The following is a 21865-nucleotide window of genomic DNA, read 5'->3' as shown; positions in this document are numbered from 1 at the left end:
GGAGAACGCGATGACCTTCACGAGCACCCGGGTGAGCCACCGACCCACCGCCGCCCTGCGCAGCGTCGACGTCGCAGGCATCGCGTGGCCGGTCTACAAACTGGAAGCCCTCGCGCTGGGATCATTCGTGTTCGTCGCGATGCTCGTGATCGCCGGGTCCCTGCACGCCGCAGTACTCGCCGGTGCCGCGATCGCGGTCGCGGCCTGGTGGACGCTGCGCCTCACCGAGCTACACCCGACCGCGCCTGCATCACCCCGTCAGGCAGCCGGGTCCCAGTAGCGCCTTCAGGTCTCCCATCAACGCCGATGTCGGCGTGACGCGCAGACTGTCGTCCAGCTTCATCGTGGTGATCTTGTCGCCGCTGACCAGCCGAAGGTGCACATCCGAGGTTCCCGGGTGGCTTGACAGGACTCGTTTGAGAGCACCGACCTTGTCCGCCGTGCACAGCCGGGTCGGCAGACTGACCGCGAGAGGCTTGTCGATACCGATCGCCGAAAGATCGGGCACCGCAAGGTCGTTCGCGATCAAGGAGACTCGGTCGTCGCGCACCGACACCCGACCCTTGACGAGTACCACCGAGTCCTCGGTGACATCGGCGCCGAACACCGAGTACGCCTGTGGGAAGAACAGCACTTCGATACCACCGGCCAGATCCTCGAGCTGAGCCGACGCCCACGTCAGACCGTTCTTGTTGATCCGCCGGTTGACCGAGGCCAGAATTCCGCCGACGGTGACCTGAGTGCCGTCCTTGATGTCACCTTCGAGAATGGTCGGGATATTGCAGTCGGACTTCGCGGCCAGCATGTGCTCGACGCCCAGGAGCGGGTGGCCGGAGACGTACAGGCCGAGCATCTCGCGTTCGAGAGCGAGCCGGTGCTTGGATTCCCACTCCTCGTCCGGCACCCGAACGTTGAACACTGCCGAGATGGACTCGTCGGCGTCCTCGCCGCCGAACAGGTCGAACTGACCTATCGCCTCGGCCTTCTTGGTGCCCATCACCGCGTCGATCGCGTCGGCGTGAATGAGCAGCAGGCCCTTGCGCGGATGGTCGAGCGAGTCGAAAGCGCCTGCTTTGATGAGGGATTCGGTGACCTTCTTGCTGCAGGCTATTGCGTCGATCTTGCCCAGGTAGTCCGAGAAATCGGTGTACTTCGACTTCTCCGATCGCGCCCTGATGATCGAGGCGACCACGTTGGTGCCCACGTTGCGCACTGCACCGAGACCGAACCGAATGTCCTTGCCGACCGACGCGAAGTTCAGCTCGGATTCGTTGACGTCGGGAGGCAGCACGGTGATGCCGAGCTTGCGGCAGTCGGCAAGATAGATCGCGGCCTTGTCCTTGTCGTCGCCGACGCTGGTGAGCAGGCCGGCCATGTACTCGGCCGGGTAGTTCGCCTTGAGATACGCGGTCCAGTACGACACCAGCCCGTAGCCCGCCGAGTGCGACTTGTTGAACGCGTAGCCGGCGAACGGCAGCACGGTGTCCCACAGCGCCTTGATGGCCGCCTCGGAGAAACCGTTGTCCAACATGCCCTGTCGGAACCCGGCGTACGCCTTCTCGAGCTCGGAGAGCTTCTTCTTACCCATGGCGCGGCGCAACAGGTCGGCTTGGCCGAGGGTGTACCCGGCGACCTTCTGCGCGAGCTGCATGATCTGCTCCTGGTAGACCACCAGGCCGTACGTCTCACCGAGAATCACCTTGAGTGGCTCTTCGAGCTCGGGGTGAATCGGCTTGACCTCTTGCCTACCGTTCTTGCGGTCGGCGTAATCGTTGTGGGAGTTCATGCCCATCGGACCGGGGCGGTACAGAGCCAGGACGGCGACGATGTCCTCGAAGCCGGTGGGCTGCATGCGGCGCAGCAGGTCTCGCATAGCGCTGCCGTCGAGCTGGAACACGCCGAGTGTGTCTCCACGCGAGAGCAGATCGAACGTGGCCGGATCGTCGAGCGGCAGTGCGTCGAGGTCGATCTCGATCCCGCGGTTGGCCTTGATGTTGTCGATCGCGTCACCGATGACGGTGAGGTTGCGCAGACCCAGGAAGTCCATCTTGAGCAGACCGATGGCCTCGCACGACGGGTAATCCCAGCCGGTGATGATCGCGCCGTCCTGCGCGCGCTTCCACACCGGAATGGCGTCGGTGAGCGGCTCCGAGGACATGATGACCGCGCAGGCGTGCACGCCTGCGTTACGGATCAGGCCCTCGAGGCCCTTGGCCGTCTTGTAGATCGTCGCGACGTCGGGGTTGGAATCGATGAGCGCACGGACCTCGACGGCCTCCTTGTAGCGCTCGTGGGACGGATCGGTGATGCCGGCCACCGAGATGTCCTTGGCCATGATGGGCGGCGGCAGCGCCTTGGTGATCTGATCGGCGATCCCGAAACCCGGCTGACCGAACTGCACCCGCGCCGAGTCCTTGATGGCCGCCTTGGTCTTGATGGTGCCGAAGGTGATGACCTGAGCGACGCGATCGCTGCCCCACTTCTCGGTGGCGTAACGCACCATCTCCCCGCGGCGACGATCGTCGAAGTCGATATCGATATCGGGCATCGACACGCGCTCGGGATTGAGGAATCGCTCGAACAGCAGACCGTGTGGCAACGGATCGATGTTGGTGATGCCCATGGCATAGGCCACCAGCGACCCGGCCGCGGATCCTCGGCCGGGCCCGACGCGGATGCCGACGGCCTTGGCATGGTTGATCAGGTCGCCGACCACGAGGAAGTAGGCCGGGAAGCCCATTTCCAGGATGACCTTGATCTCGTACTCTGCCCGCGCGAGGTAGTCCTCGGCCGGGCCGTCGGGGAACCGACGCTCGAGCCCGGTCATGACCTCGTGGCGCAGCCAGGTGCCCTGAGTGTGGCCCTCGGGAACCGGGAAGATGGGCATCCGGTCTCGGTGCGCCCACACCTCGTCGTACGGCTGGACTCGCTCGGCGATGAGTAGCGTGCTGTCGCAGGCACCGGGCACCTGGTCGTCCCACAGTGCGCGCATCTCGGCGGCCGACTTGAGGTAGTAACCGTCGCCGTCGAACTTGAAGCGGGTGGGGTCACTCAGCGTTTTGCCGGTCTGAATGCACAGCAGCGCCTCGTGGTTCTCGGCGGCGTCCTTGGTGACGTAATGGCAGTCGTTGGTAGCGAGCGGCGGGATGGAGAGCTTCTTACCGATGTCGAGCAGGCCCTCGCGGACGCGTCGCTCGATGGACAGGCCGTGATCCATCAGTTCCAGGAAGAAGTTGTCCGGTCCCCAGATCTCCTGCCACTTGGCTGCAGCTTCGAGCGCCTCACGCTCCTGGCCGAGCCGGAGCCGAGTCTGTACCTCGCCGGACGGGCAGCCGGTGGTGGCGATGATGCCTTCCGCATGCGAGGCAATGATCTCCTCGTCCATGCGCGCCCATTTGCCGAGCTGACCCTCGATCGACGCGAGTGACGACAACTTGAACAGGTTGCGGACGCCGGTGGCGTTCTCGGCGACCATCGTCATGTGCGTGTACGCACCACTACCGGAGACGTCGTCGGACTTCTGGCTCCGATCGCCCCACAGCACGCGCTTCTTGTTGAACCGAGACTCCGGGGCGATGTAGGCCTCGATACCGATGATCGGTTTGATACCGGCCTTCTTGGCCTCGTTGTAGAACTCGCTGGCTCCGTACATGTTGCCGTGGTCGGTCATCCCGACCGCCGTCATCTCCAACCGCGCCGCCTCGGCGAACATGGCCCCGATCTTGGCGGCACCGTCGAGCATCGAATATTCGGTGTGGTTGTGCAGATGAACGAACGAATCGGCCACGAAGGTTCTCTCCTGAAGGTCGTGCGTTTTCGAAAATACGAGCCGCGAATGCACCCACTCTAAGCGGTGGAACCGACAGAATTTTCGTAGCTGTCGGTGTGTCCTGGGAGGACGTGACGCGTGTGACGAACGAGACTGGAGTTGCCCTCATTCCGCCGGAATCGGCCCGTCGTCCGGCAGCGGCCCGACGATGTCGACGTACTCCGGAAGCAACGGCTCGACAGCGAACTTCCCGGACACAGCGTCGGGCGGAAGCGCCTCCACCGCCCGCACTCCGTCGCGGCCGGCCACCTCGTCCAGCTCGGCCGCGGTGCCCCGCACCACCAATGTCACCACGCACGCGCATGCGCCAAGCAACCGGCGCTGCGACACCGCCTCTATCTGCGCCTGCCGGTCCCCTGCGCCGAACGATTCCGGTATCTGGCCGGCAGCGCGTGCGGTCGAGTTCGATACCGACCGTTCAGTGCCCGGAACACCGACCGTGAGTATCGGGGTTTGCACACGATCGAGCGGCACTCGGAAGAGCACCTGCGAGATGCGCACGCCGTTCGCTGCGGCATAGGCCTGTTCGGCGGTGAGTTCGCGATCGAACGACACAGAGCCCCAGCGGGGTTCGGCACCATCGGCGAGCAGGCTCGTCTCGGCGCGAGCCAGATAGTCGCTCACCTGCTCACCGCTGTCCGGGCCGAGCCGGTCGGTACCCACACCCAGTTGCCGTTGCGGGTTCAAATTCCCGACGACGGCCAGGCCCCCGACCACCAGAGTGGCAGCGGCGACGAGACCGACCACGCCCGGGAATCCGCGCATCACGCCTTCCGGAGCACCTCGAGAGCGTGCTCGAGGTCGGCCGGATATTTACTCTCGATCTCCACCCAACGGCCGTCGGACGGATGCGCGAAGCCGAGCGAACGTGCATGCAACCACTGGCGTTCGAGGCCCAACCGTTCGGCCAGGCGCGGATCGGCCCCGTAGGTCAGATCCCCGCAGCACGGGTGGCGCAGGGCCGAGAAGTGCACTCGAATCTGGTGTGTGCGACCGGTTTCCAGGTGCACATCCAGCAAACTCGCGGCCTGGAACGCCTCGACCGTGTCGTAGTGGGTCACGCTCGGCTTGCCGTCCGCGCGCACCGCGAACTTCCAGTCGTTGCTGCCGTGTCGCCCGATCGGGGCATCGATGGTTCCACTGCTCGGATCCGGATGTCCTTGCACCAGAGCGTGATAACGCTTGTCGATGGTCCGCGCTTTGAACGCACGCTTGAGCACGGTGTACGCCCGCTCGGACGTCGCGACCACCATCACCCCGGACGTTCCGACGTCGAGACGGTGCACGATTCCCTGACGCTCGTGTGCACCGGAGGTGGAAATTCGGAAGCCGGCAGCAGCCAGACCGCCGATCACCGTCGGGCCGGTCCAGCCCACGCTGGCATGAGCAGCGACACCGACGGGCTTGTCCACGGCCACGACATCGTCGTCGGCGTAGAGAATCTCCATCCCCTCGACCGGTTCGGCTTCGATCGTCAAAACACGGGCGGGCTCGGGCAGTGTCACTTCGAGCCACGAGCCTGCGGCCAAACGATCGGACTTGCCCACGGCCCCGTGATCGACCAGAACCGAACCCTCTTCGGCCAGTGCCGCGGCGACGGTGCGCGAGAGTCCCAGCAATCGCGCGAGCCCGGCATCGACCCGCATTCCGTCCAAGCCGTCGGGCACCGGCATGGAACGCGATTCCCTCACGAGTCGGCCTTCTCCGGGGCATCGGACGTGGACTTGGTCACGCGTTCGCCGTTCGGCTCGAAGCCGAACAGACTCAGCACGACGAGCAGAATCGCCCCGCAGACGATGGACGAGTCGGCGACATTGAACACCGGCCACCAGCCCACCGACACGAAGTCGACGACGTGGCCCTGGAACGGACCGGGAGCGCGAAAGAAGCGGTCGATCAAGTTGCCCAGTGCGCCGCCGAGAACCAGACCCAATCCCAGTGCCCACCACGGTGATCGCAGCGTCCGACCGATCTTGATCACACCGATGGCGACAGCGACGGCCACCACCGTCAACAACCACGTCATGCCGGTCGCCATGGAGAACGCCGCACCGGGGTTGCGCACCAATCGCAGCGTCACCACGTCGCCGACGATCTCGATCGGATTCCCGGGCTTCACGAAGTGCACGACCACAATCTTGGTCACCAGATCGAACAGCAGAATCACCGCCGCGATGGCGATCAGCAGTCGAGTTTTCAGTGGCTTCACGGGCCTGGCGACAGCACTGTCGGAATCGGTCCCCTTCGGGTCCGCGGTCTCGTTCGGTGCCGAGACACCGCTGCTCTCGGGTGTCGGGTCGTCGGCGCGGTCTTCACTCACCTGTCCATCATGGCGCATCGGCGGCGGCGGACACTCATCCGTGCCGCGCGATACGGCTACGGGCCGGGCTGTCAGTAGCCTGGTGGCCGTGAAGTCGACCGATCGCGCCAGCACTGTCCACTCCAGCACCGTCCGTGCCGGTTTCCTCGCTGCATGCTGCGCGGTGGCTCTGGTGGCGGGATGTTCGAGCACCGACACCGAACCCGCAGCCGAGCAGACAGCGTCCACGAACGAGGTGACGATCGCGGTGACGCCGACGACCACCACCGTCGTCGACCCCGGGGCCGAGCCACGCCGCGTGCTGGCTTTCGACACAGCCGACACCGACTCGCAGAACATCGACCTCACGACCACCTCCACCGTCCAACAACAGATCGACGTCGGGGCGGCGCAGGACTTCTCAAGTCCCGAATTGACGGTGCCGCTGAGCGCGTCGACGGCCGATGCCGTGCCGGAAGACGACGCCTCGACCGGGGCGACGCGGTCGATCGACCTGACCATCGGGGCCGCCACCTCACCCGACGAGGGCCTGACCGACGCACTGTCCGCGTCGGAAGGCTCCACGGCGCGGCTGGCGGCCACCGAGTCCGGAGCGATCACTGCGTTGCACATCACTCCGGCCGATGCCGCGCTCGATACCGCCAGGGCAGCCATCGAACGCTCGTTCAACGCCGCGGTGTACCGCTCCGTCGCCTTTCCCGACGCAGAAGTCGGTGTCGGTGCCGTGTGGACCATCGATCAGCAGGTGCTGAGCGGAATCACACTGAACCAGCGCACGACGGTCACGCTGCGAGCACTCGACGGCGACCGGGCGACCGTGGATATCGCCATCACACAGACACCCGAATCACCGGTGTGGAACCTCCCCGACAATTCCGGCACGCTGAACATCGCGTCGTACACCTATACAGGCGCGGGAACCCTCGACATCGACCTGACACAGCCGCTTCCCGTCGGTGGGACGATCACCGCGGGTGGCGATCAGATGTACACCGATCCCGACAGCACGACCGTGTTGCGGCAGACGGTCGGAGATTCGATCACCTGGGGTGACCGATGACACGAACCACCACGCGTCTGCTGGCCGGGCTGTCGTTGGTCGGACTCGCCGCAGCCGCCGGATGCAGCTCGGACGAACCGTCGCAGGCCACCGCGCCGGCACCGACTGCCGTCGCCGCTCCGGATCCCCTGCTCGGTGTGCCCATCACCGACAGCGCCGTTCTGACGGCATCGATGCTGGGGCTGGGCGACTTGCCGGACGGCTTCTCCTCGATTCCGGACCCGGTCCGAGATCTGGGATTGGACCCGGCCCCCGACTACGACTCCCCCGACAAGTCCAGTACCGACCCGTCTGCGTGCGCGGCCGTACTGGCACCGGTCTCGGAACAACTCGGCGGTGCGGCGTCGTCCGCGGTGGCTCGCTTCTCGGGGCCGAACTTCTCGTCGATCGACGAGGACGCGGCGAGCTACACCGGGACCGGAACAGCAGAGGCATTCGCATCGGTGCAGCAGGCGTGGACCGGGTGCGCCGAGTTCACCGGCACGGATGCGGACGGGGTGAGCGTCGAGTACGCGTTGGCGGGCCGCGAGCAGCGGCAGATCGGTGACGCGTCCGCCTCCATTCGTCTGACCACCAGCAGCGAGGGATTCACGTTGATCTCCGACGTCGTGGTGGCCGTGGTCGATTCGACCGTCCTGCAGATCGTCGTCTCGGATCAGAGCGGACTCGAACCCGCGACTGTCACGGCCGTGGCCGAGGCCGCCGCCGACCGTATCCGAACGGCCACGCCCAGCGCCTGAGTCGGTACGAGCCTCCGAACGAAGAACTGCCGGTGACATGTCCCCGAGGGGAGATGTCACCGGCAGTTCAGGTGCGGTCAGAGACGATCGGCAGGACTCAGGGTGCGGGGCACGCCGGGCTGGTCAGCTGCGCGAGCGAAACGATGCCGCAGGCGTTCTCCTTGGAGAGCTTCCACACGCCGTCCTCGGGGACGAACTGGAACGTGCCGGGGTTGGCCTGCCCATTGAGGGTGATGGTGATGCCCGCGTTGAGAACACCGGTGCCGAGGTCGTCGATGCTGGTGATCTCGATCTGAGCATTGTTGGCCACAGCAGCCGCGGCGACCTGGTTGATCAGATCCGGGTCCTCGGACGCGCCCTGGATCAGAGCCGCCTTCTCCTCGACCGGGACGTTCGGATCCAGTCCACGCATGAGCTGGGTGTTGAGCTCCTCGACCGTGGGTGCCGGCGGGTACGCGCCGCCCTCGGGAGCAGCGACCGCGGAGGTGGTCGTGGCGGCCGTCGTCGTCGTATCCGTCGTGCCGCCGTCGTCGGAACTGCAGGCGGTCATGGTGAGGGCTGCGGCGATGGCGATACCGGCAACCATTGCCCGTCGGGTGTTGCGAAGCTTCAAGTGCTTGTCCTTTTCACTCTGAGTCACGTCTCGATCGTTCTGTGACTCGTCGGTCGTTGCGGGTAGTGGTCGTCTCGGACCGGAGTCCACTATGTCAGCTCGGATCGGTCGAGACACAACCCGTAACGCCTACCTGTGAGACCTCACAGAGTTTCCTCAGCTCTGCCACAACTCACTTCAGGCTGTCGAGAACATCGGCGACGACCAGGTTCTCGTCCGATTCGGCGAAAGTACGCGCGGTCCCGGGCCCGGTGGTGCGGGTCTCGAATCGCACGGTCACCACCGCGTGCCCGGCGCCCTGCACCCAGCCGTGACCGAATTCGGGATGCCTGACGTCCATCCCGGGCTGCCATCGTGGGCCGTCCGGAACGACGACGTCCGCGGCGGCCGCCACCGGCACGGCCGACTCCTCCGTTGCGTCTGCCGCATCCACGATCGGTTCGTGTTCGAGTTCGGGAAACAGCGACCCCTGCCGAACGGCCGACAGCCCGGCCAGACCGACCCCGACCAGCCGGATCGGTCCGACATCGACGGGATCGACCGCCAGTCGCTGTGCGGTGGCCACGATCGTCTGCTTGTCCACGGTCGCGTAGGGCAACGTCGCCGATCTGGTGATGATGCTCATGTCGGACTTCCGCAGTTTGAGCACCACGGTTCTGGCACCCCGGCCGTCCTTCAGCAACCGGCGATGAGTCGATTCGACGATGGCTTCGATGGCCGGTCGGAGCTGAGCGAGGGAGATGACATCCTGCGCGAAGGTCGTTTCGGCGCTGACCTGCTTTGCCTCGGCCCGCTCGGCCACCACGCGATTGTCGATTCCTCGCGCCAGCTGATGCAGACTCGGCCCCATCGTGGCCCCGAGTATCGACGCCACCTCGGACTCGGGGGTGGCCACGAACTTGCCGATGGTATCGATTCCCAAACGCCGCAACCGTTCTCCGGCCACCGGTCCGATACCCCACAGCTTCCGCACCGGCAGGGCCGCCATCAGCTCTGCTTGTATTCCAGGGGCGACGACGGTGATGCCATCGGGCTTCGCCAGGCCCGACGCGATCTTGGCGATCTGTTTTCCCGATCCGGCACCGATCGAGGCGACCAAACCGGTCTCGGCGAGTATCAGCGCGCGCAGCCCAGCGCAGAACTGCTCGACCTCACCGACCGTCGCTCCGGCCAATTCGAGCGGCTCGCCGAATGCCTCGTCGATCGAGAGCTGTTCGAGGACGGGCATCCGCCCCCGCAGTGCCTCGAACGCCCGCCGACTCAACTCCGAGTACAGCGGGAACCGCGGCGGCAGCACCACCGCACTCGCACCGACCAGTCGACGTGCCTGATGCATCGGCATCGCCGATCGGGCTCCGAACGCACGCGCCTGATAGCTGCAGCCCGCCACCACACCTCGCCCGCCGGCTCCGCCGACGAGAACCGGGCGGCCCCGCAGCGTGGGCCGAGTCAGTTGCTCGGCGGAGGCGAAGAACGCATCCATGTCCAGGTGCAGCACCCATCGGCGACTCCGCAGGGTCTCGTCGGCGATGTTCGGCACGGTCAGCGAGGATCGACGGTGAAGCCGAGCGCCTGACCAGCGCGTTCGGGTGTCGGATCCGACCACAGTTCACCGTAGTTCTCGGTCGTGGTCAACGATCGGGTGTGCGCGGTGTCGATGTACAGCGTTCCGCCGAGGTGGTCGGTCTCGTGAGCCACGATTCGGGCCGGCCAGCCGCGGACCACCTCGTCGATCTCGTGACCGAATTCGTCGGTGCACTCGAGCCGTACCTCGGCTGCCCGGGTCACGACGGCCTGGTATCCGGGAACGCTGAGACAGCCCTCGTAGAAACCTGCCGTCCTCGACCCCACCGGCGCGTACCGGGGATTGACCAACACTCGGAACGGCAGCGGCGTGCGCTCTCGCGTACGAGCGACCGCCTCGCCGACATCGAACAGATCCTCGATCACCGCAATCTGCAGCGGAATGCCGATCTGCGGCGCAGCGAGACCGACGCCCGGTGCGGCGTGCATCGTCGCCCGCATCACCTCGACCAACCCCGCGAACGTGTCGGCGTCGAGTTGCCCGTCGTACGCCGTTGCCCGCGACCGTAGAACCGGGTCGCCGGCCGCGACGATCGGCACGACGCCACCGCGAGCTTCGGCGAGGAGCTCGTGAACGGCACCGACCACCGCCTCATCGGTCACATGCCCTTCGCTCACATGCCCTTCACTCACTTGCCCTTCATTCACGACGACTTCGTGACCGCTGCCCGAACTCCTTCACCGAGATCGCTGCCGTCGTCTCCGACGCGTCCGTCGACGAGGGAGAGTGCGAGCACCTCGCGCGCGATCAGATCCCGGTGAGTGTCCAGCCATGCCTGTCGGTGCTCGGGCACCTCGATGACGATGTCGATGCGGTCCGAGACGTCGAGTCCGTGATTACGACGCGCGTCCTGCAGTTCTCGGATGCGATCCTTGGCCCAGCCCTCCGCCTCCAGCTCCTCGGTGACGGCGGAATCGAGCACCACCAGACCGGCGTTACCGGGCAGTGGTGCCGTCGATTCCGGCTCGGCCGCAACGAGTTTGCGGGTGTACTCCTCGGGCAGCAGCACTGTTCCTGCTGCGCTCACGACACCGTCGGCATCCTCTTCCCAATCGCCTGCCTTGACAGCCTTGATCACCTTCTGGACGTCCTTGCCGATACGCGGGCCCGCAGCACGCGCGTTGACGACGAGCTCGAACTTTCCGTGTACGGCAACATCTTCGGTGAGGTCGACCTTCTTGACGTTGACCTCGTCGGCGATGATGTCGACGAACGGACGCAGGCGCTCCGCATCGGCGGCGGCAACCGTCACCTCGGGCAGCGGCAACCGCACTCGCAGGTTCTGCGCCTTACGCAGACCCAGCACGGTGGAGCACACCGTACGAACCTCGTCCATGCTCTCGACGAGTTCCGGATCCGACGGCAGTTCGTCGGCCTCGGGCCAATCCGTCAGGTGCACCGAGCGGCCACCGGTCAAGCCCCGCCACACCACTTCGCTGATCAGCGGAAGCAACGGAGCTGCGATGCGCGTGAGTACCTCGAGCACGGTGTGCAGGGTGTCGATCGCGTCGGCGTCCTCGCTCCAGAACCGCGAACGAGACCGTCGCACATACCAATTGGTCAGTGCATCGCAGAACGTGCGCAGCTCGTCGCAGGCACCGGCGATGTCGTTGCCCTCGAGCGCATCGGTGATCGCGTCGCGGGTGGCCGACAGCTTGGCGAGAACGTAGCGATCGAGCACGTGCGGCGAATCGGTACGCCACTGGCCGGGCGTCGAGGCGTAGAGCTGAAGGAAGCTCCACGCATTCCAGATCGGCAGCAGTGCCTGCCGCACACCCTCGCGGATGCCCTGCTCGGTGACGATCAGGTTGCCGCCGCGCAGGATGGGCGACGACATCAGGAACCACCGCATGGCGTCGGAGCCGTCGCGGTCGAAGACCTCCTTGACGTCCGGGTAGTTACCCTTGGACTTGCTCATCTTCAGACCGTCGTCGCCGAGCACGATGCCGTGTGCGGCAACAGTTTTGAACGCAGGCCGATCGAAGAGCGCGGTCGCCAGCACGTGCAGCGTGTAGAACCAGCCACGGGTCTGCCCGTTGTACTCGACGATGAAATCGCCCGGGTTGTGCGTGGAGAACCATTCCTCGTTCTCGAACGGGAAGTGCACCTGCGCATACGGCATCGAGCCCGACTCGAACCAGCAGTCCAGCACCTCGGGAACGCGACGCATCGTGGACTTGCCGGTCGGGTCGTCCGGGTTGGGTCGCGTCAGGTCGTCGATGTAAGGACGATGCAGATCCGTCGGACGCACACCGAAGTCACGCTCGAGCTCGTCCAGGCTGCCGTACACGTCGAGACGAGGGTAGGCGGGGTCGTCGGACGTCCAGGCCGGAATGGGGCTGCCCCAGTAACGGTTTCGGCTGATGTTCCAGTCTCGTGCGCCTTCTAGCCACTTGCCGAACTGGCCGTCCTTGATGTGCTCGGGCACCCAGGTGATCTCCTGGTTGAGCTCGACCATCCGATCACGGAACTTGGTGACCGCGACGAACCACGACGGCACCGCCATGTAGATCAGCGGCTGACCGCTGCGCCAGCTGTGCGGGTACGAGTGCTCGATGGTCTCGTGCCGCAGCAGGCGGCCCGAGGCCTTGAGGTCTTTGATGATCACCGGGTTGGCATCGAACACCATCAGACCCTCGTACGGCGGTACCAGCGAGGTGAACTTTCCGCCCGCGTCGAGCGGTTGCACCACCTCGATACCGTTCGCGGTGGCGACGTCCATGTCCTCTTCACCGAAAGCGGGCGCGAGGTGCACGATTCCGGTGCCCGAATCGGTGGTGACGTAGTCGGCCTGCAGCACGCGGTGTGCGTTCTCGTGGCCGAGGAAGAAGTCGTACGGCGGTGCGTAGGCGAGTCCGACCAACTCGGTGCCGGTGTGCTCCGAGAGCACCTCCGGCTCCTCCCCCAGTTCCTTCGCGTAGTGCGGAAGACGCGCAGCGGCAAGCACGTAACGCTCGCCGTCCGTGCCTCGCACCTGCACGTAATGCACATCGGGGTGCACCGCGATCGCCAAGTTGGACGGAAGGGTCCACGGAGTGGTGGTCCAGATCAGTGCGTTCGCGCCGTCCAGCGGTGAGCCGGGAGCAGTCAACGGCATCGTGACGGTGACCGCGGGATCCTGACGCATCTTGTATGCGTCGTCCAGGCGGGTCTCCTGATTGGACAAGGGCGTCTGCTCGTACCAGCTGTACGGCAGAACTCGGTAGCCCTGGTAGATCAAGCCTTTGTCGTGCAGCGTCTTGAACGCCCACATGACCGACTCCATGAAGTCGACGTCGAGGGTCTTGTAGTCGTTGTCGAAATCGACCCACCGCGCCTGCCGGGTGACGTAGTCGCGCCACTCGTCGGTGTACTGCAGTACCGACTGCTTGCAGTAGGCGTTGAACTTCGCCAGGCCCATCTCGTCGATCTCGGACTTGTCCTTGATGCCGAGCTGCTTCTCCGCTTCCAGCTCTGCGGGCAGACCGTGGCAGTCCCAACCGAAGCGACGCTCGACCTTCTTGCCGCGCATGGTCTGGAAACGCGGAACGAGATCCTTGACGTACCCGGTGAGCAGATGTCCGTAGTGCGGCAGGCCGTTCGCGAACGGAGGACCGTCGTAGAAGACGAATTCCTCGGCATCTGCGCGGTTGTCGATGCTGGCCCGGAACGTACCGTCCTCGGCCCACTCGTGCAGCACCATGCGCTCGAGATCGGGGAACGGAACACTTCCCGATCGACCCTCGGCCAGATCCACCAGGGGGTACGACGCGCTCGTGGGACGTGAGCTCGAATCTGTCATGTCTGTCTCCTCCGTGCCGGACGCGTACGAGACGCGACATCTGTTGGCACGGGGACGACATTCGACGATCTGGACGCCGATACCGCGGTACCACCCCGCTTGCTCACACTCGACGTTCCTGCCGTCGGAGCGAGCCACTCCACGTGAGCTGTGACGGGCTCACCCGTTCGGTTCTACTGAACGTCCATCCGAAACACCTCGGCGCTTCGCATCGACGTCGTTCTTCCGAAGGCTCCCCGGTGATGGCCGGATCGACGCCTGAACCTACCTGTCCTGAAGGTGATGCTACCTGTCGAGTTCTGGCGGTGGTCGACGGCCGGTGAGCGCGCCGACCAGGAGCAGAATCGCTCCGAGGATGCACACCACTATGCACGCCCAGGCCCACACGACGGAACCCGTCATCAGGGCGAGAACCAAGAATCCGAAACCGATCGCCGCTGCGCCGAGAGTCAGGACCAACACGGGATTCCTCGCTCACCATTCGCCATGACAACCGGGTCCGACGCTGCCGTCATCGGCAGCGTCGGCGGACGCAGTCGAGCGTCAGTTGCCCTTGGCGTACGACTGGCTGTACCCGGACGACTGGTTGTCCTGATTGAAGTTGTCCTGGCCGTTGTCGACGGGCAGAGCCGACGAACGATTCTCGAGCTCTTCGAGCTGAGATTCGAGGTACGACTTGAGGCGCACCCGGTATTCGCGCTCGAACGTCTTGAGCTGCTCGATTCGGCCTTCCAGAACGGAGCGCTGCTGGTTGATCGTCGCCATGATCTCGGTGTGCTTGCGCTCGGCGTCGGCCTGCAGTGCGTCGGCCTTCTCCTTGGCCTGACGAAGCTGGGTCTCGGAGCGAGTCTGTGCGTCGGAGAGCAGCGACTCGGACTTCTGCCGAGCCTCGGACATCATCGACTCGGAGCGCGTGCGGGCATCGGACACCAGACGCTCGGCGTTGGTGCGAGCATTGCCGAGCAGCTGCTCGGACTCCGACTTGGCATCACCGGTGAGACGATCGGCCATCTCCTGAGCGAGGCCGAGGATCTTGGCGGCCTGCATGTTGGAGTCGCCGCTCTGCTGCGGGGCTGCGGCAACGGGTGCGACCGGTGCAGGCTGCTGGACCACAGGCGCGGGCTTGGGGGGATCCACCGGGCGCGGCGGCTCGACCTTCGGTGCCGCGACCTGAGCGGGCTGCGGGTTCTGCCGAACCGAGCTCTTGGCATCCGCGAGCTCCTGATCGAGCTCACCGACTCGCTGGCGGAGGTCGGCGTTCTCTTCGATCAGTCGCGACAGCTCTTGCTCGACGAGGTCGAGGAAAGCGTCGACCTCGTCTTCGTTGTAACCACGCTTACCGATAGGCGGCTTGCTGAACGCTACGTTGTGCACATCAGCTGGAGTCAGCGGCATGGAAGGATCCCTTCACGCGTCTTGGGGCGGTAGAGCAAGCATTCAGTTATATGCCATTCCGCGCGAGTGCAGAACAATCAAACTGTAACTGGCGTCCATTCTGTCACACAGGACACGCAGCTTGCGCGCGTCCTACGTTCTAACATTCCATCTTCGGCCTCAGGCCGCGAGACCGCTGGTCACATTCCACGCGATGAAGACGACGAACAGCAGGACCATGATGGACAGATCCAGCCGAACTCCACCGAGGTTGAGCGGCGGAATGATCCTGCGGAGAAACTTCACCGGCGGGTCGGTAACCGTGAAGATCGCCTCGAGCAAGATGACGACCACTCCCGTCGGTTGCCAATCTCTCGCAAAAGTCCTGATGAACTCGACGATGATTCGACCGATGAGAAGGAGCCAGAAAAGAAACAATACGATGTTGATCACCGTGAACACGATCACGGCTATACTCTGCCTGACTTCGCCAGGCTGAGCAAAGTGCGCTGGTCACAGCCTCGAACTACCGCTCCGAACAGAGAAACTCTCACTGCTGACTGTAGAAACCGGTCTCAGCGATGCGCCTGCGCTCCTGCGGCGATACATCGACGTCGGCGGGCGAGAGCAGAAAGACCTTCGTCGCCACCTTGTCGAAGGAACCACGGAGTGCAAAGGCCAGACCGGCCGCAAAATCGACCAGTCGCTTGGCGTCCGCGTTGCTCATCTCTACCAGGTCCATGATCACCGGAGTGCCGTCGCGGAAGCGCTCGCCGATGGTGCGGGCCTCGCTGTAGTCGCGCGGACGCAGCGTGGTGATCTTCGACAGCGGACCACCGTCGTCGACGATCGGGCTGCGCCGAGTTTCCGCCCGCACATCCATACGGGTGTCCATGGCAAGTGCTCCGCGAGTGGCCGTACCTCGGGTCGACGGTGCCGATGTACGTCCTCGGCCACCGATCGGGGCCAGGGTGGCCGCCGGCCGGGGAGCCTCGTAATCGTCGTAGTCGTCGTCGAGTTGAGCGTGCCGAGATCCACCGAACGACGGCTTCACGAACTCACGCTCGTCGATGTCGTCGTAGCTGTCACGCCCACCACGGGAGCTGCGCCGCGCGTCCGGATCGTCGAGGTAGTCGTCCTCGTAGTCGGCGAGCGGAACCATGCCGAAGTACGCCTTGAACTTGTGCAGGGTGCTCATCGTTCTGCCTTCCGTGGAGTGTGTCTACCGTCGATCCCCAGGTTCGCAAGTGTCTGTTGTGACTGATGTGATCCGTGGACTGTTATTGCGAGGTTATCGGCCGGGCCCCGAGTATTGCGGTACCGACACGCACGCACGTCGATCCGTGGCGCACAGCAGCTTCCAGGTCTCCGGTCATACCGGCAGACAGCTCGAGTGCCTCGGGGTGATCGAGCAACAGACGATGGTGGAGATTCTCGAGGTCGGCGAACGCGGCCTCCGGTTCGGCGTCGAGAGGCGGCACCGCCATCAACCCCGCCAGACGCAACCCTGCTGCGTTCGACACAGCCTCGGCCAGCTCGTGGAGTTCGTCATGTTCGACGCCTCCGCGGTGCACATCGCCGTCGAGACTGACCTGAAGAAGCACGTCGAGTTCCGACCGACGCACACCCTCGTCGAGCGCGGATACGGTCGCTTTCGACAGCGCCGCCACGAGCCTCGCACTGTCCACCGAATGGATGGAATGGGCCCAGGCCGCGACGGACTTCGCCTTGTTTCGCTGCAGGTGCCCGATCATGTGCCAACGCGGCGGATCGGGGAGAAAATCCTCGGCCGTCTCGGCAACCTTCGGCGATGCGTCCTGCTCTCGGGATTCGCCGAAGTCGCGGCAACCGAGCCGGTACAGGGTGCGCACGTCCGACGCCGGAAAGAACTTGGTCACCGGCAGCAGAGCCACGTCAGCGGGCGTCCGGCCTGCATCGACACAGGCGCGGCGCAACCGCTCGCGCACCGACGTCAACGCTGTCTCGATCTCGACCGCACGGTCCGCGACCGGCCCGCCATCATCGATGGGTTCGCTCATGACATCCCCTTCTGCCGACTCAGCGATCGACCGCTGCAGGCCGATCGTCCGTCGATGCACTGTCCATCCACACGACACTGGCGATCCGGCCGGTCGAACCTTCCCGGCGGTGGCTGAACAAAGTTCTGTCCTCGATGGTGCAGCGCGGATCCTGCGCCACTGCGGACACTCCCGCCGCGAGCAGTTGGGCCCGGACACCGGCGGGGATGTCGAGTCCCGGCGTGTTGCGAACCGTCGTTGTCGCGCTGCCGGGGAGATGCTTGTCGACGTCCGCGCGCATCGCTGCGGGCACCTCGTACTGGCGTCCACTCGCAGCCGGGCCGAGAAATGCACCGATCCTTGCGGGCACTGCACCGAGCTCGACCATGGCCTCCACGACCCGAGGAACGATGCCGATACGGGCACCGACCCGGCCTGCGTGCACAGCGGCGATCACTCCGGCTTCCTCGTCGGAGAGCAGGATCGGTACACAATCGGCGGTCAACACCACCAGCCCGAGGTCACGCTGCGTCGTCACCAATGCATCGGTCATCGCCACCGGCTCGGCTACGGGACCGTCGACCACCGTGACGGTGCGTCCGTGAACCTGTTCCATGAAGACGAGCCGCTCGACTCCCATTCCCAATCTCTCGCCGAGACGACGGCGGTTGGCCTCGACGGCCGACGGATCGTCGCCGACGTGATCGCCGAGATTGAAAGTGTCGAACGGGGGTGCCGAGACACCGCCCGCTCTCGTGGTCGAGACGCGTCGAACGCGGAACGGACCAGCGGATGCGGTACCGCTCACCGCCGCATGAAGGACGGCACGTCGACTTCGTCTTCGCCCTCGTCCTCGGCGATCGGCACTCGACGGCCGGAGCCGACACCCTCGCGGCCCTGCCCGCCGCCGGATTCCCGGCTGGACGACTCACGGTTGGACGAGCTCGACGAGTTCAGCGGCGGCAGGCTGCTGCCACTCGGTGCACCGACCGGGTCACGGAACACAGCACCTTCGGAGCTGTCGTTCGTGCGCGAGGACACCTCACCGGAGCGGGCCGATCCGATCGGACCGCGCGTGGACGTGGCCGCTTCGACCGGGCGGCGCGTCGGGGTGCCACCGTCGAAGCCGGCGGCGATGACGGTCACCCGAACCTCGTCGCCGAGCGAATCGTCGATGACCGTTCCGAAGATGATGTTGGCGTCGATGTGGGCTGCTTCCTGCACCAAAGACGCAGCCTCGTTGATCTCGAACAGACCGAGGTCCGAGCCGCCGGCGATGGACAGGAGCACTCCGCGTGCGCCTTCCATCGACGCTTCGAGCAACGGCGAGTTGATCGCCGATTCGGCGGCCTTGATCGCGCGACCTTCGCCGCGGGAGGAACCGATGCCCATCAGTGCACTGCCTGCGCCGGACATGACGCCCTTGACGTCGGCGAAGTCGACGTTGATCAGGCCCGGGGTGGTGATGAGGTCGGTGATGCCCTGGACACCGTTGAGCAGAACCTCGTCGGCGCTGCGGAATGCATCCATGAGGCTCACCGCTGCATCGCCGAGCTGGAGCAAGCGGTCGTTGGGGATGACGATGAGCGTGTCGCAGGACTCTCGAAGCTGCTGGATGCCGGTATCGGCCTGTCCGCCGCGACGCTTGCCCTCGAAAGAGAACGGCCGAGTGACGACGCCGACGGTCAGTGCGCCGAGCTTGCGAGCGATGTTGGCTACGACGGGAGCGCCGCCGGTACCGGTGCCGCCGCCCTCTCCTGCGGTGACGAAGACCATGTCGGCACCCTTGAGCACCTCTTCGATCTCGTCCTTGTGATCGTCTGCTGCGCGGCGACCCACCTCGGGATCGGCACCTGCGCCGAGTCCGCGGGTCAGCTCGCGGCCCACGTCGAGCTTGACGTCTGCGTCACTCATCAGCAAGGCCTGAGCGTCGGTGTTGACCGCGATGAACTCGACTCCCTTGAGTCCCTGTTCGATCATGCGGTTGACCGCGTTCACGCCGCCGCCGCCGATGCCGACGACCTTGATTACGGCGAGGTAGTTGTGCGGGGGCGTCATGGGCTCTCGCCTTCCGTGGGTTGTTGCGTGAAATGTGGAAAACCCTCAACCTAAACCACAGGCTTAGAGTTATGTCAAGTACTGAACTGCTCGGAACGCTATTCATCCCCGACGGCTATCGCCATTAGGCGCGCCGACGCCGCGCCGGAAATATGCGTCACTCGCGCCGAAACTACTTCGTGGTGGGTAGATCCGGACTCGACACGTCGAAAATCTGACCGGGCTGCGACAGCAACGCGATCGCCACCGCGGCCTTGCGTTCGGAGTTGTCCTTGCTACCCCACACCACGGTTCGTCCGTCGAGCAACAGAATCGAGATGTCGGACAAGGTGCTCGCTCGCAACTCTCCCACCTGATCTCGCAACATTGGCGGCAGCGTATCGAGCACCGCCAGAGCATCTTTCGTCACCGCATCACCGAACACCGGATTCTCGGTCACCAGCCGCACAACCCCGGGCGGTGGAGGCGCGATCGCAAAATCCACCCCGGTGGAATCGAGCAGATGAGTTCCGTCCGGAGAATCGAAGAACGCCACCGGCGTTCGCTCCTCGACAGCCACCTGCACGGTCGACGGATACTTGCGCTGCACGCGCACCGTCGCCAACGCCGGAATCGTCGCCACCCGCTGCGCCGCCGCAGCCGTGTCCACCCGAATCAGCGGAAGACCGGCGGGAACGTCGAGCAGATCGAGAATCTCCTGCTCGGACACCGAGGACTCCCCCGCGACCGTGACGCTCCGAACCGAGAGCAGCGGCGTGAAGTACACCAGCGCAGCCGATCCCACCACCACGACGACGACGGCAAGCGCAATCAGCACGGCCTTGCGACGCGACCGCTTCACCCGAGCGCGCTCGTGTTCCCTGGCCAGGGCGCGCGCCTGCTTGTCACTCAGATGCTTGTCACCGACCTGGGATGGCGAATCATCCTCTGCTGCAGCTGTTCCCGACCTCGAAGAACGAACTCGATCGGAGCGGCGGTTCACTGCGCCGGCCGATCCTTCGGTATGCCGCGGCCGGTCGCAGCACCGAAATCGGTTTTCGAGCGAAGTGCGTCCAGAATCGGACCACCGAGCATCGTCACGTCACCGGCACCCATGGTGATGACCACGTCGCCCGGCCTGCTCAGATGAGCGACCTGCTTGGCCACCGACGACAGATCCGGTTGATAGTTCACCGGTTTGGTCACCGAGGCGGCAACCAGTGCTCCCGTCACACCGGGCAACGGCTCCTCGCGCGCACCGTAGACATCGAGCACCACGATCTCGTCCGCCAACGACAACGCAGCACCGAACTCCTCGGCGAACGTGGCGGTCCGTGAATACAGGTGCGGTTGGAACAGCACCACGACCCGCCCCCGCTCGAGACCGGCGCGGTCCTGGCCGGCGACGAGAGCCTGCGCTGCCGTCAACACCGCACGCACCTCGGTGGGGTGGTGTGCGTAATCGTCGAACACTCGGACGCCGTGCTCTCGACCGGTGAACTGGAAACGTCGGTGAACCCCGCCGAAGCCGGTGAGCCCCGCCAGCAGTTCCTCGGTACCGGCACCCACCTGACGCGCCGCGACGAACGCCGCAAGCGCATTGAGCGCAGTGTGCCGTCCAGGAACACCGAGCCGAACCGTGCGCGCCGCATCCTCACCGGCGATCTGCAGCTGCGCGACGCCGCCAATGTCCTCGGGCTCCCACGCCAACAGACGAACGGCCATCTCGACCGGTCCGGCGTCGACGTCGGACGAACCGTAGCCGAGCACGGTCACGCCGGGCAGGTTCTTCTCGACCACCCGGCGAGCCAGTGCTGCCGAACCCGGATCGTCCATGCATGCCACGAGCACGCCGCCGGGGCGCAGCACGGCGGCGAAGTCGTCGAACACCTGCACGTAGGCCTCGGTGGTGCCGAAGTGGTCCAGGTGATCGGCCTCGATGTTGGTCACGATGATCACGTCGGCCGTGTACTGCAGCAGCGAACCGTCGCTCTCGTCCGCCTCGGCCACGAACACGTCGCCGCTTCCGTGGTGCGCATTGGTCCCGGCCTCGTTCAGCTCTCCCCCGACGGCGAACGACGGATCGAACCCGCAATGCTGGAGCGCGACCACCAGCATGGAGGTGGTCGACGTCTTCCCGTGGGTGCCCGAGACCAGCAATGTGCGGTAGCCCTGCATGAGAGAGGACAGCACGGCCGGCCGCAGCACCACCGGAATTCCGCGCATCCGGGCCTCGACCAGCTCCGGATTGGTCTTGGGAATCGCGGCATGGGTGGTCACCACGACGGTGGGGCCGCCGTCGATCATGTCGAGCGCACTGGCGTCGTGACCGATACGAACCTGCGCACCACGTGCACGGAGCGAGAGCACACCACGTGATTCCTTGGCGTCCGATCCCGATACCTGCCCGCCGCGCGCCAGCAGGATGCGCGCGATACCGGACATTCCGGCACCACCGATACCCACCATGTGCACTCGTTCGAGCTCTGCCGGCAATTCCGACATCGC

The 21865-nt window shown here is 65.2% G+C and carries 20 protein-coding genes; 3 read left to right on the top strand and 17 right to left on the bottom strand.

Translation table 11 applies throughout. From position 1 onward, the window contains the following. Window positions 1-10: 10 nt before the first annotated feature. Entirely contained in the window at window positions 11-280 is a 270-nt protein-coding gene (locus ACQR3T_RS20480) for a hypothetical protein (RefSeq protein ID WP_052070684.1), read from the top strand. On the opposite strand, the gene dnaE is transcribed toward ACQR3T_RS20480, so the two are convergent. The 4 genes from dnaE to lspA form a co-directional block, all read right to left on the bottom strand. Next, complete coding sequence (dnaE, locus tag ACQR3T_RS20475) at window positions 251-3787, bottom strand: DNA polymerase III subunit alpha (protein WP_428694653.1); 3537 nt, start codon at window positions 3785-3787, stop codon at window positions 251-253. The two genes, ACQR3T_RS20480 and dnaE, sit on opposite strands and share 30 nt — an antisense overlap. A gap of 147 nt (window positions 3788-3934) precedes the next feature. Next, entirely contained in the window at window positions 3935-4594 is a 660-nt protein-coding gene (locus ACQR3T_RS20470; protein ID WP_428694726.1) for a hypothetical protein, read from the bottom strand. Beyond that, on the bottom strand, window positions 4594-5520 hold the full coding sequence (locus tag ACQR3T_RS20465) for an RluA family pseudouridine synthase (protein ID WP_428694652.1): 927 nt from the start codon (window positions 5518-5520) through the stop codon (window positions 4594-4596). Before ACQR3T_RS20465 ends, ACQR3T_RS20470 begins: the two co-directional genes overlap by 1 nt. Continuing rightward, window positions 5517-6167, bottom strand: a complete 651-nt coding sequence (gene lspA / locus ACQR3T_RS20460) for a signal peptidase II (RefSeq protein WP_080730625.1) — start codon at window positions 6165-6167, stop codon at window positions 5517-5519. Before lspA ends, ACQR3T_RS20465 begins: the two co-directional genes overlap by 4 nt. Window positions 6168-6237: 70 nt before the next feature. On the opposite strand from lspA, the gene ACQR3T_RS20455 reads away from it, so the two are divergent. Together ACQR3T_RS20455 and ACQR3T_RS20450 are read left to right on the top strand one after the other, a co-directional pair. Then, complete coding sequence (locus ACQR3T_RS20455; protein ID WP_428694651.1) at window positions 6238-7209, top strand: hypothetical protein; 972 nt, start codon at window positions 6238-6240, stop codon at window positions 7207-7209. After that, the gene (locus tag ACQR3T_RS20450) at window positions 7206-7949 is read left to right on the top strand and encodes a sensor domain-containing protein (RefSeq protein WP_032379032.1); all 744 of its coding nucleotides are present in this window, start codon (window positions 7206-7208) and stop codon (window positions 7947-7949) included. The genes ACQR3T_RS20455 and ACQR3T_RS20450 overlap by 4 nt, the downstream gene beginning before the upstream one ends. A gap of 97 nt (window positions 7950-8046) precedes the next feature. Here the strand turns inward: ACQR3T_RS20450 and ACQR3T_RS20445 are convergent, their stop codons facing one another. From ACQR3T_RS20445 to murC, 13 genes are all read right to left on the bottom strand, one after another. Next, a complete protein-coding gene (locus ACQR3T_RS20445) occupies window positions 8047-8535 on the bottom strand; it encodes a hypothetical protein (protein WP_371829189.1) in 489 nt (162 codons plus the stop codon). 199 nt (window positions 8536-8734) lie between these two features. After that, window positions 8735-10045: a DNA polymerase IV gene (locus ACQR3T_RS20440; protein WP_052070819.1), complete on the bottom strand. Its 1311-nt coding sequence runs from the start codon at window positions 10043-10045 to the stop codon at window positions 8735-8737. Between the two features lie 59 nt (window positions 10046-10104). Next, complete coding sequence (locus ACQR3T_RS20435; protein WP_230594651.1) at window positions 10105-10779, bottom strand: peptide deformylase; 675 nt, start codon at window positions 10777-10779, stop codon at window positions 10105-10107. Between the two features lie 11 nt (window positions 10780-10790). Continuing rightward, window positions 10791-13928, bottom strand: a complete 3138-nt coding sequence (gene ileS / locus ACQR3T_RS20430; RefSeq protein WP_032379537.1) for an isoleucine--tRNA ligase — start codon at window positions 13926-13928, stop codon at window positions 10791-10793. Window positions 13929-14213: 285 nt separating this feature from the next. Then, window positions 14214-14390: a hypothetical protein gene (locus tag ACQR3T_RS20425; RefSeq protein ID WP_032379034.1), complete on the bottom strand. Its 177-nt coding sequence runs from the start codon at window positions 14388-14390 to the stop codon at window positions 14214-14216. An 81-nt stretch (window positions 14391-14471) separates the two neighbouring features. Beyond that, the gene (gene wag31, locus ACQR3T_RS20420) at window positions 14472-15323 is read right to left on the bottom strand and encodes a DivIVA-like cell division protein Wag31 (RefSeq protein WP_032379035.1); all 852 of its coding nucleotides are present in this window, start codon (window positions 15321-15323) and stop codon (window positions 14472-14474) included. Between the two features lie 159 nt (window positions 15324-15482). Continuing rightward, complete coding sequence (locus tag ACQR3T_RS20415) at window positions 15483-15770, bottom strand: YggT family protein (protein WP_032379036.1); 288 nt, start codon at window positions 15768-15770, stop codon at window positions 15483-15485. An 82-nt stretch (window positions 15771-15852) separates the two neighbouring features. After that, entirely contained in the window at window positions 15853-16500 is a 648-nt protein-coding gene (locus ACQR3T_RS20410) for a cell division protein SepF (RefSeq protein WP_037150824.1), read from the bottom strand. An 82-nt stretch (window positions 16501-16582) separates the two neighbouring features. Further along, window positions 16583-17341, bottom strand: coding sequence for a YggS family pyridoxal phosphate-dependent enzyme (locus ACQR3T_RS20405; RefSeq protein WP_428694650.1), 759 nt, complete (start codon window positions 17339-17341; stop codon window positions 16583-16585). Window positions 17342-17360: 19 nt separating this feature from the next. Beyond that, a complete protein-coding gene (gene pgeF, locus ACQR3T_RS20400; protein ID WP_428694649.1) occupies window positions 17361-18128 on the bottom strand; it encodes a peptidoglycan editing factor PgeF in 768 nt (255 codons plus the stop codon). Then, window positions 18125-19378, bottom strand: coding sequence for a cell division protein FtsZ (gene ftsZ / locus ACQR3T_RS20395; protein WP_428694648.1), 1254 nt, complete (start codon window positions 19376-19378; stop codon window positions 18125-18127). Before ftsZ ends, pgeF begins: the two co-directional genes overlap by 4 nt. 172 nt (window positions 19379-19550) lie before the next feature. Beyond that, complete coding sequence (locus tag ACQR3T_RS20390) at window positions 19551-20360, bottom strand: cell division protein FtsQ/DivIB (protein ID WP_428694647.1); 810 nt, start codon at window positions 20358-20360, stop codon at window positions 19551-19553. Then, window positions 20357-21862: a UDP-N-acetylmuramate--L-alanine ligase gene (murC, locus tag ACQR3T_RS20385; protein ID WP_428694725.1), complete on the bottom strand. Its 1506-nt coding sequence runs from the start codon at window positions 21860-21862 to the stop codon at window positions 20357-20359. The genes ACQR3T_RS20390 and murC overlap by 4 nt, the downstream gene beginning before the upstream one ends. Between the last annotated feature and the right edge of the window lie 3 nt (window positions 21863-21865).

The organism is Rhodococcus sp. IEGM1428, from assembly GCF_050321865.1.
Classification (GTDB): Bacteria; Actinomycetota; Actinomycetes; order Mycobacteriales; family Mycobacteriaceae; genus Rhodococcoides.
Note: the sequence above shows the minus strand (reverse complement) of the source record. Positions and strands in the feature narration are given on the sequence as shown.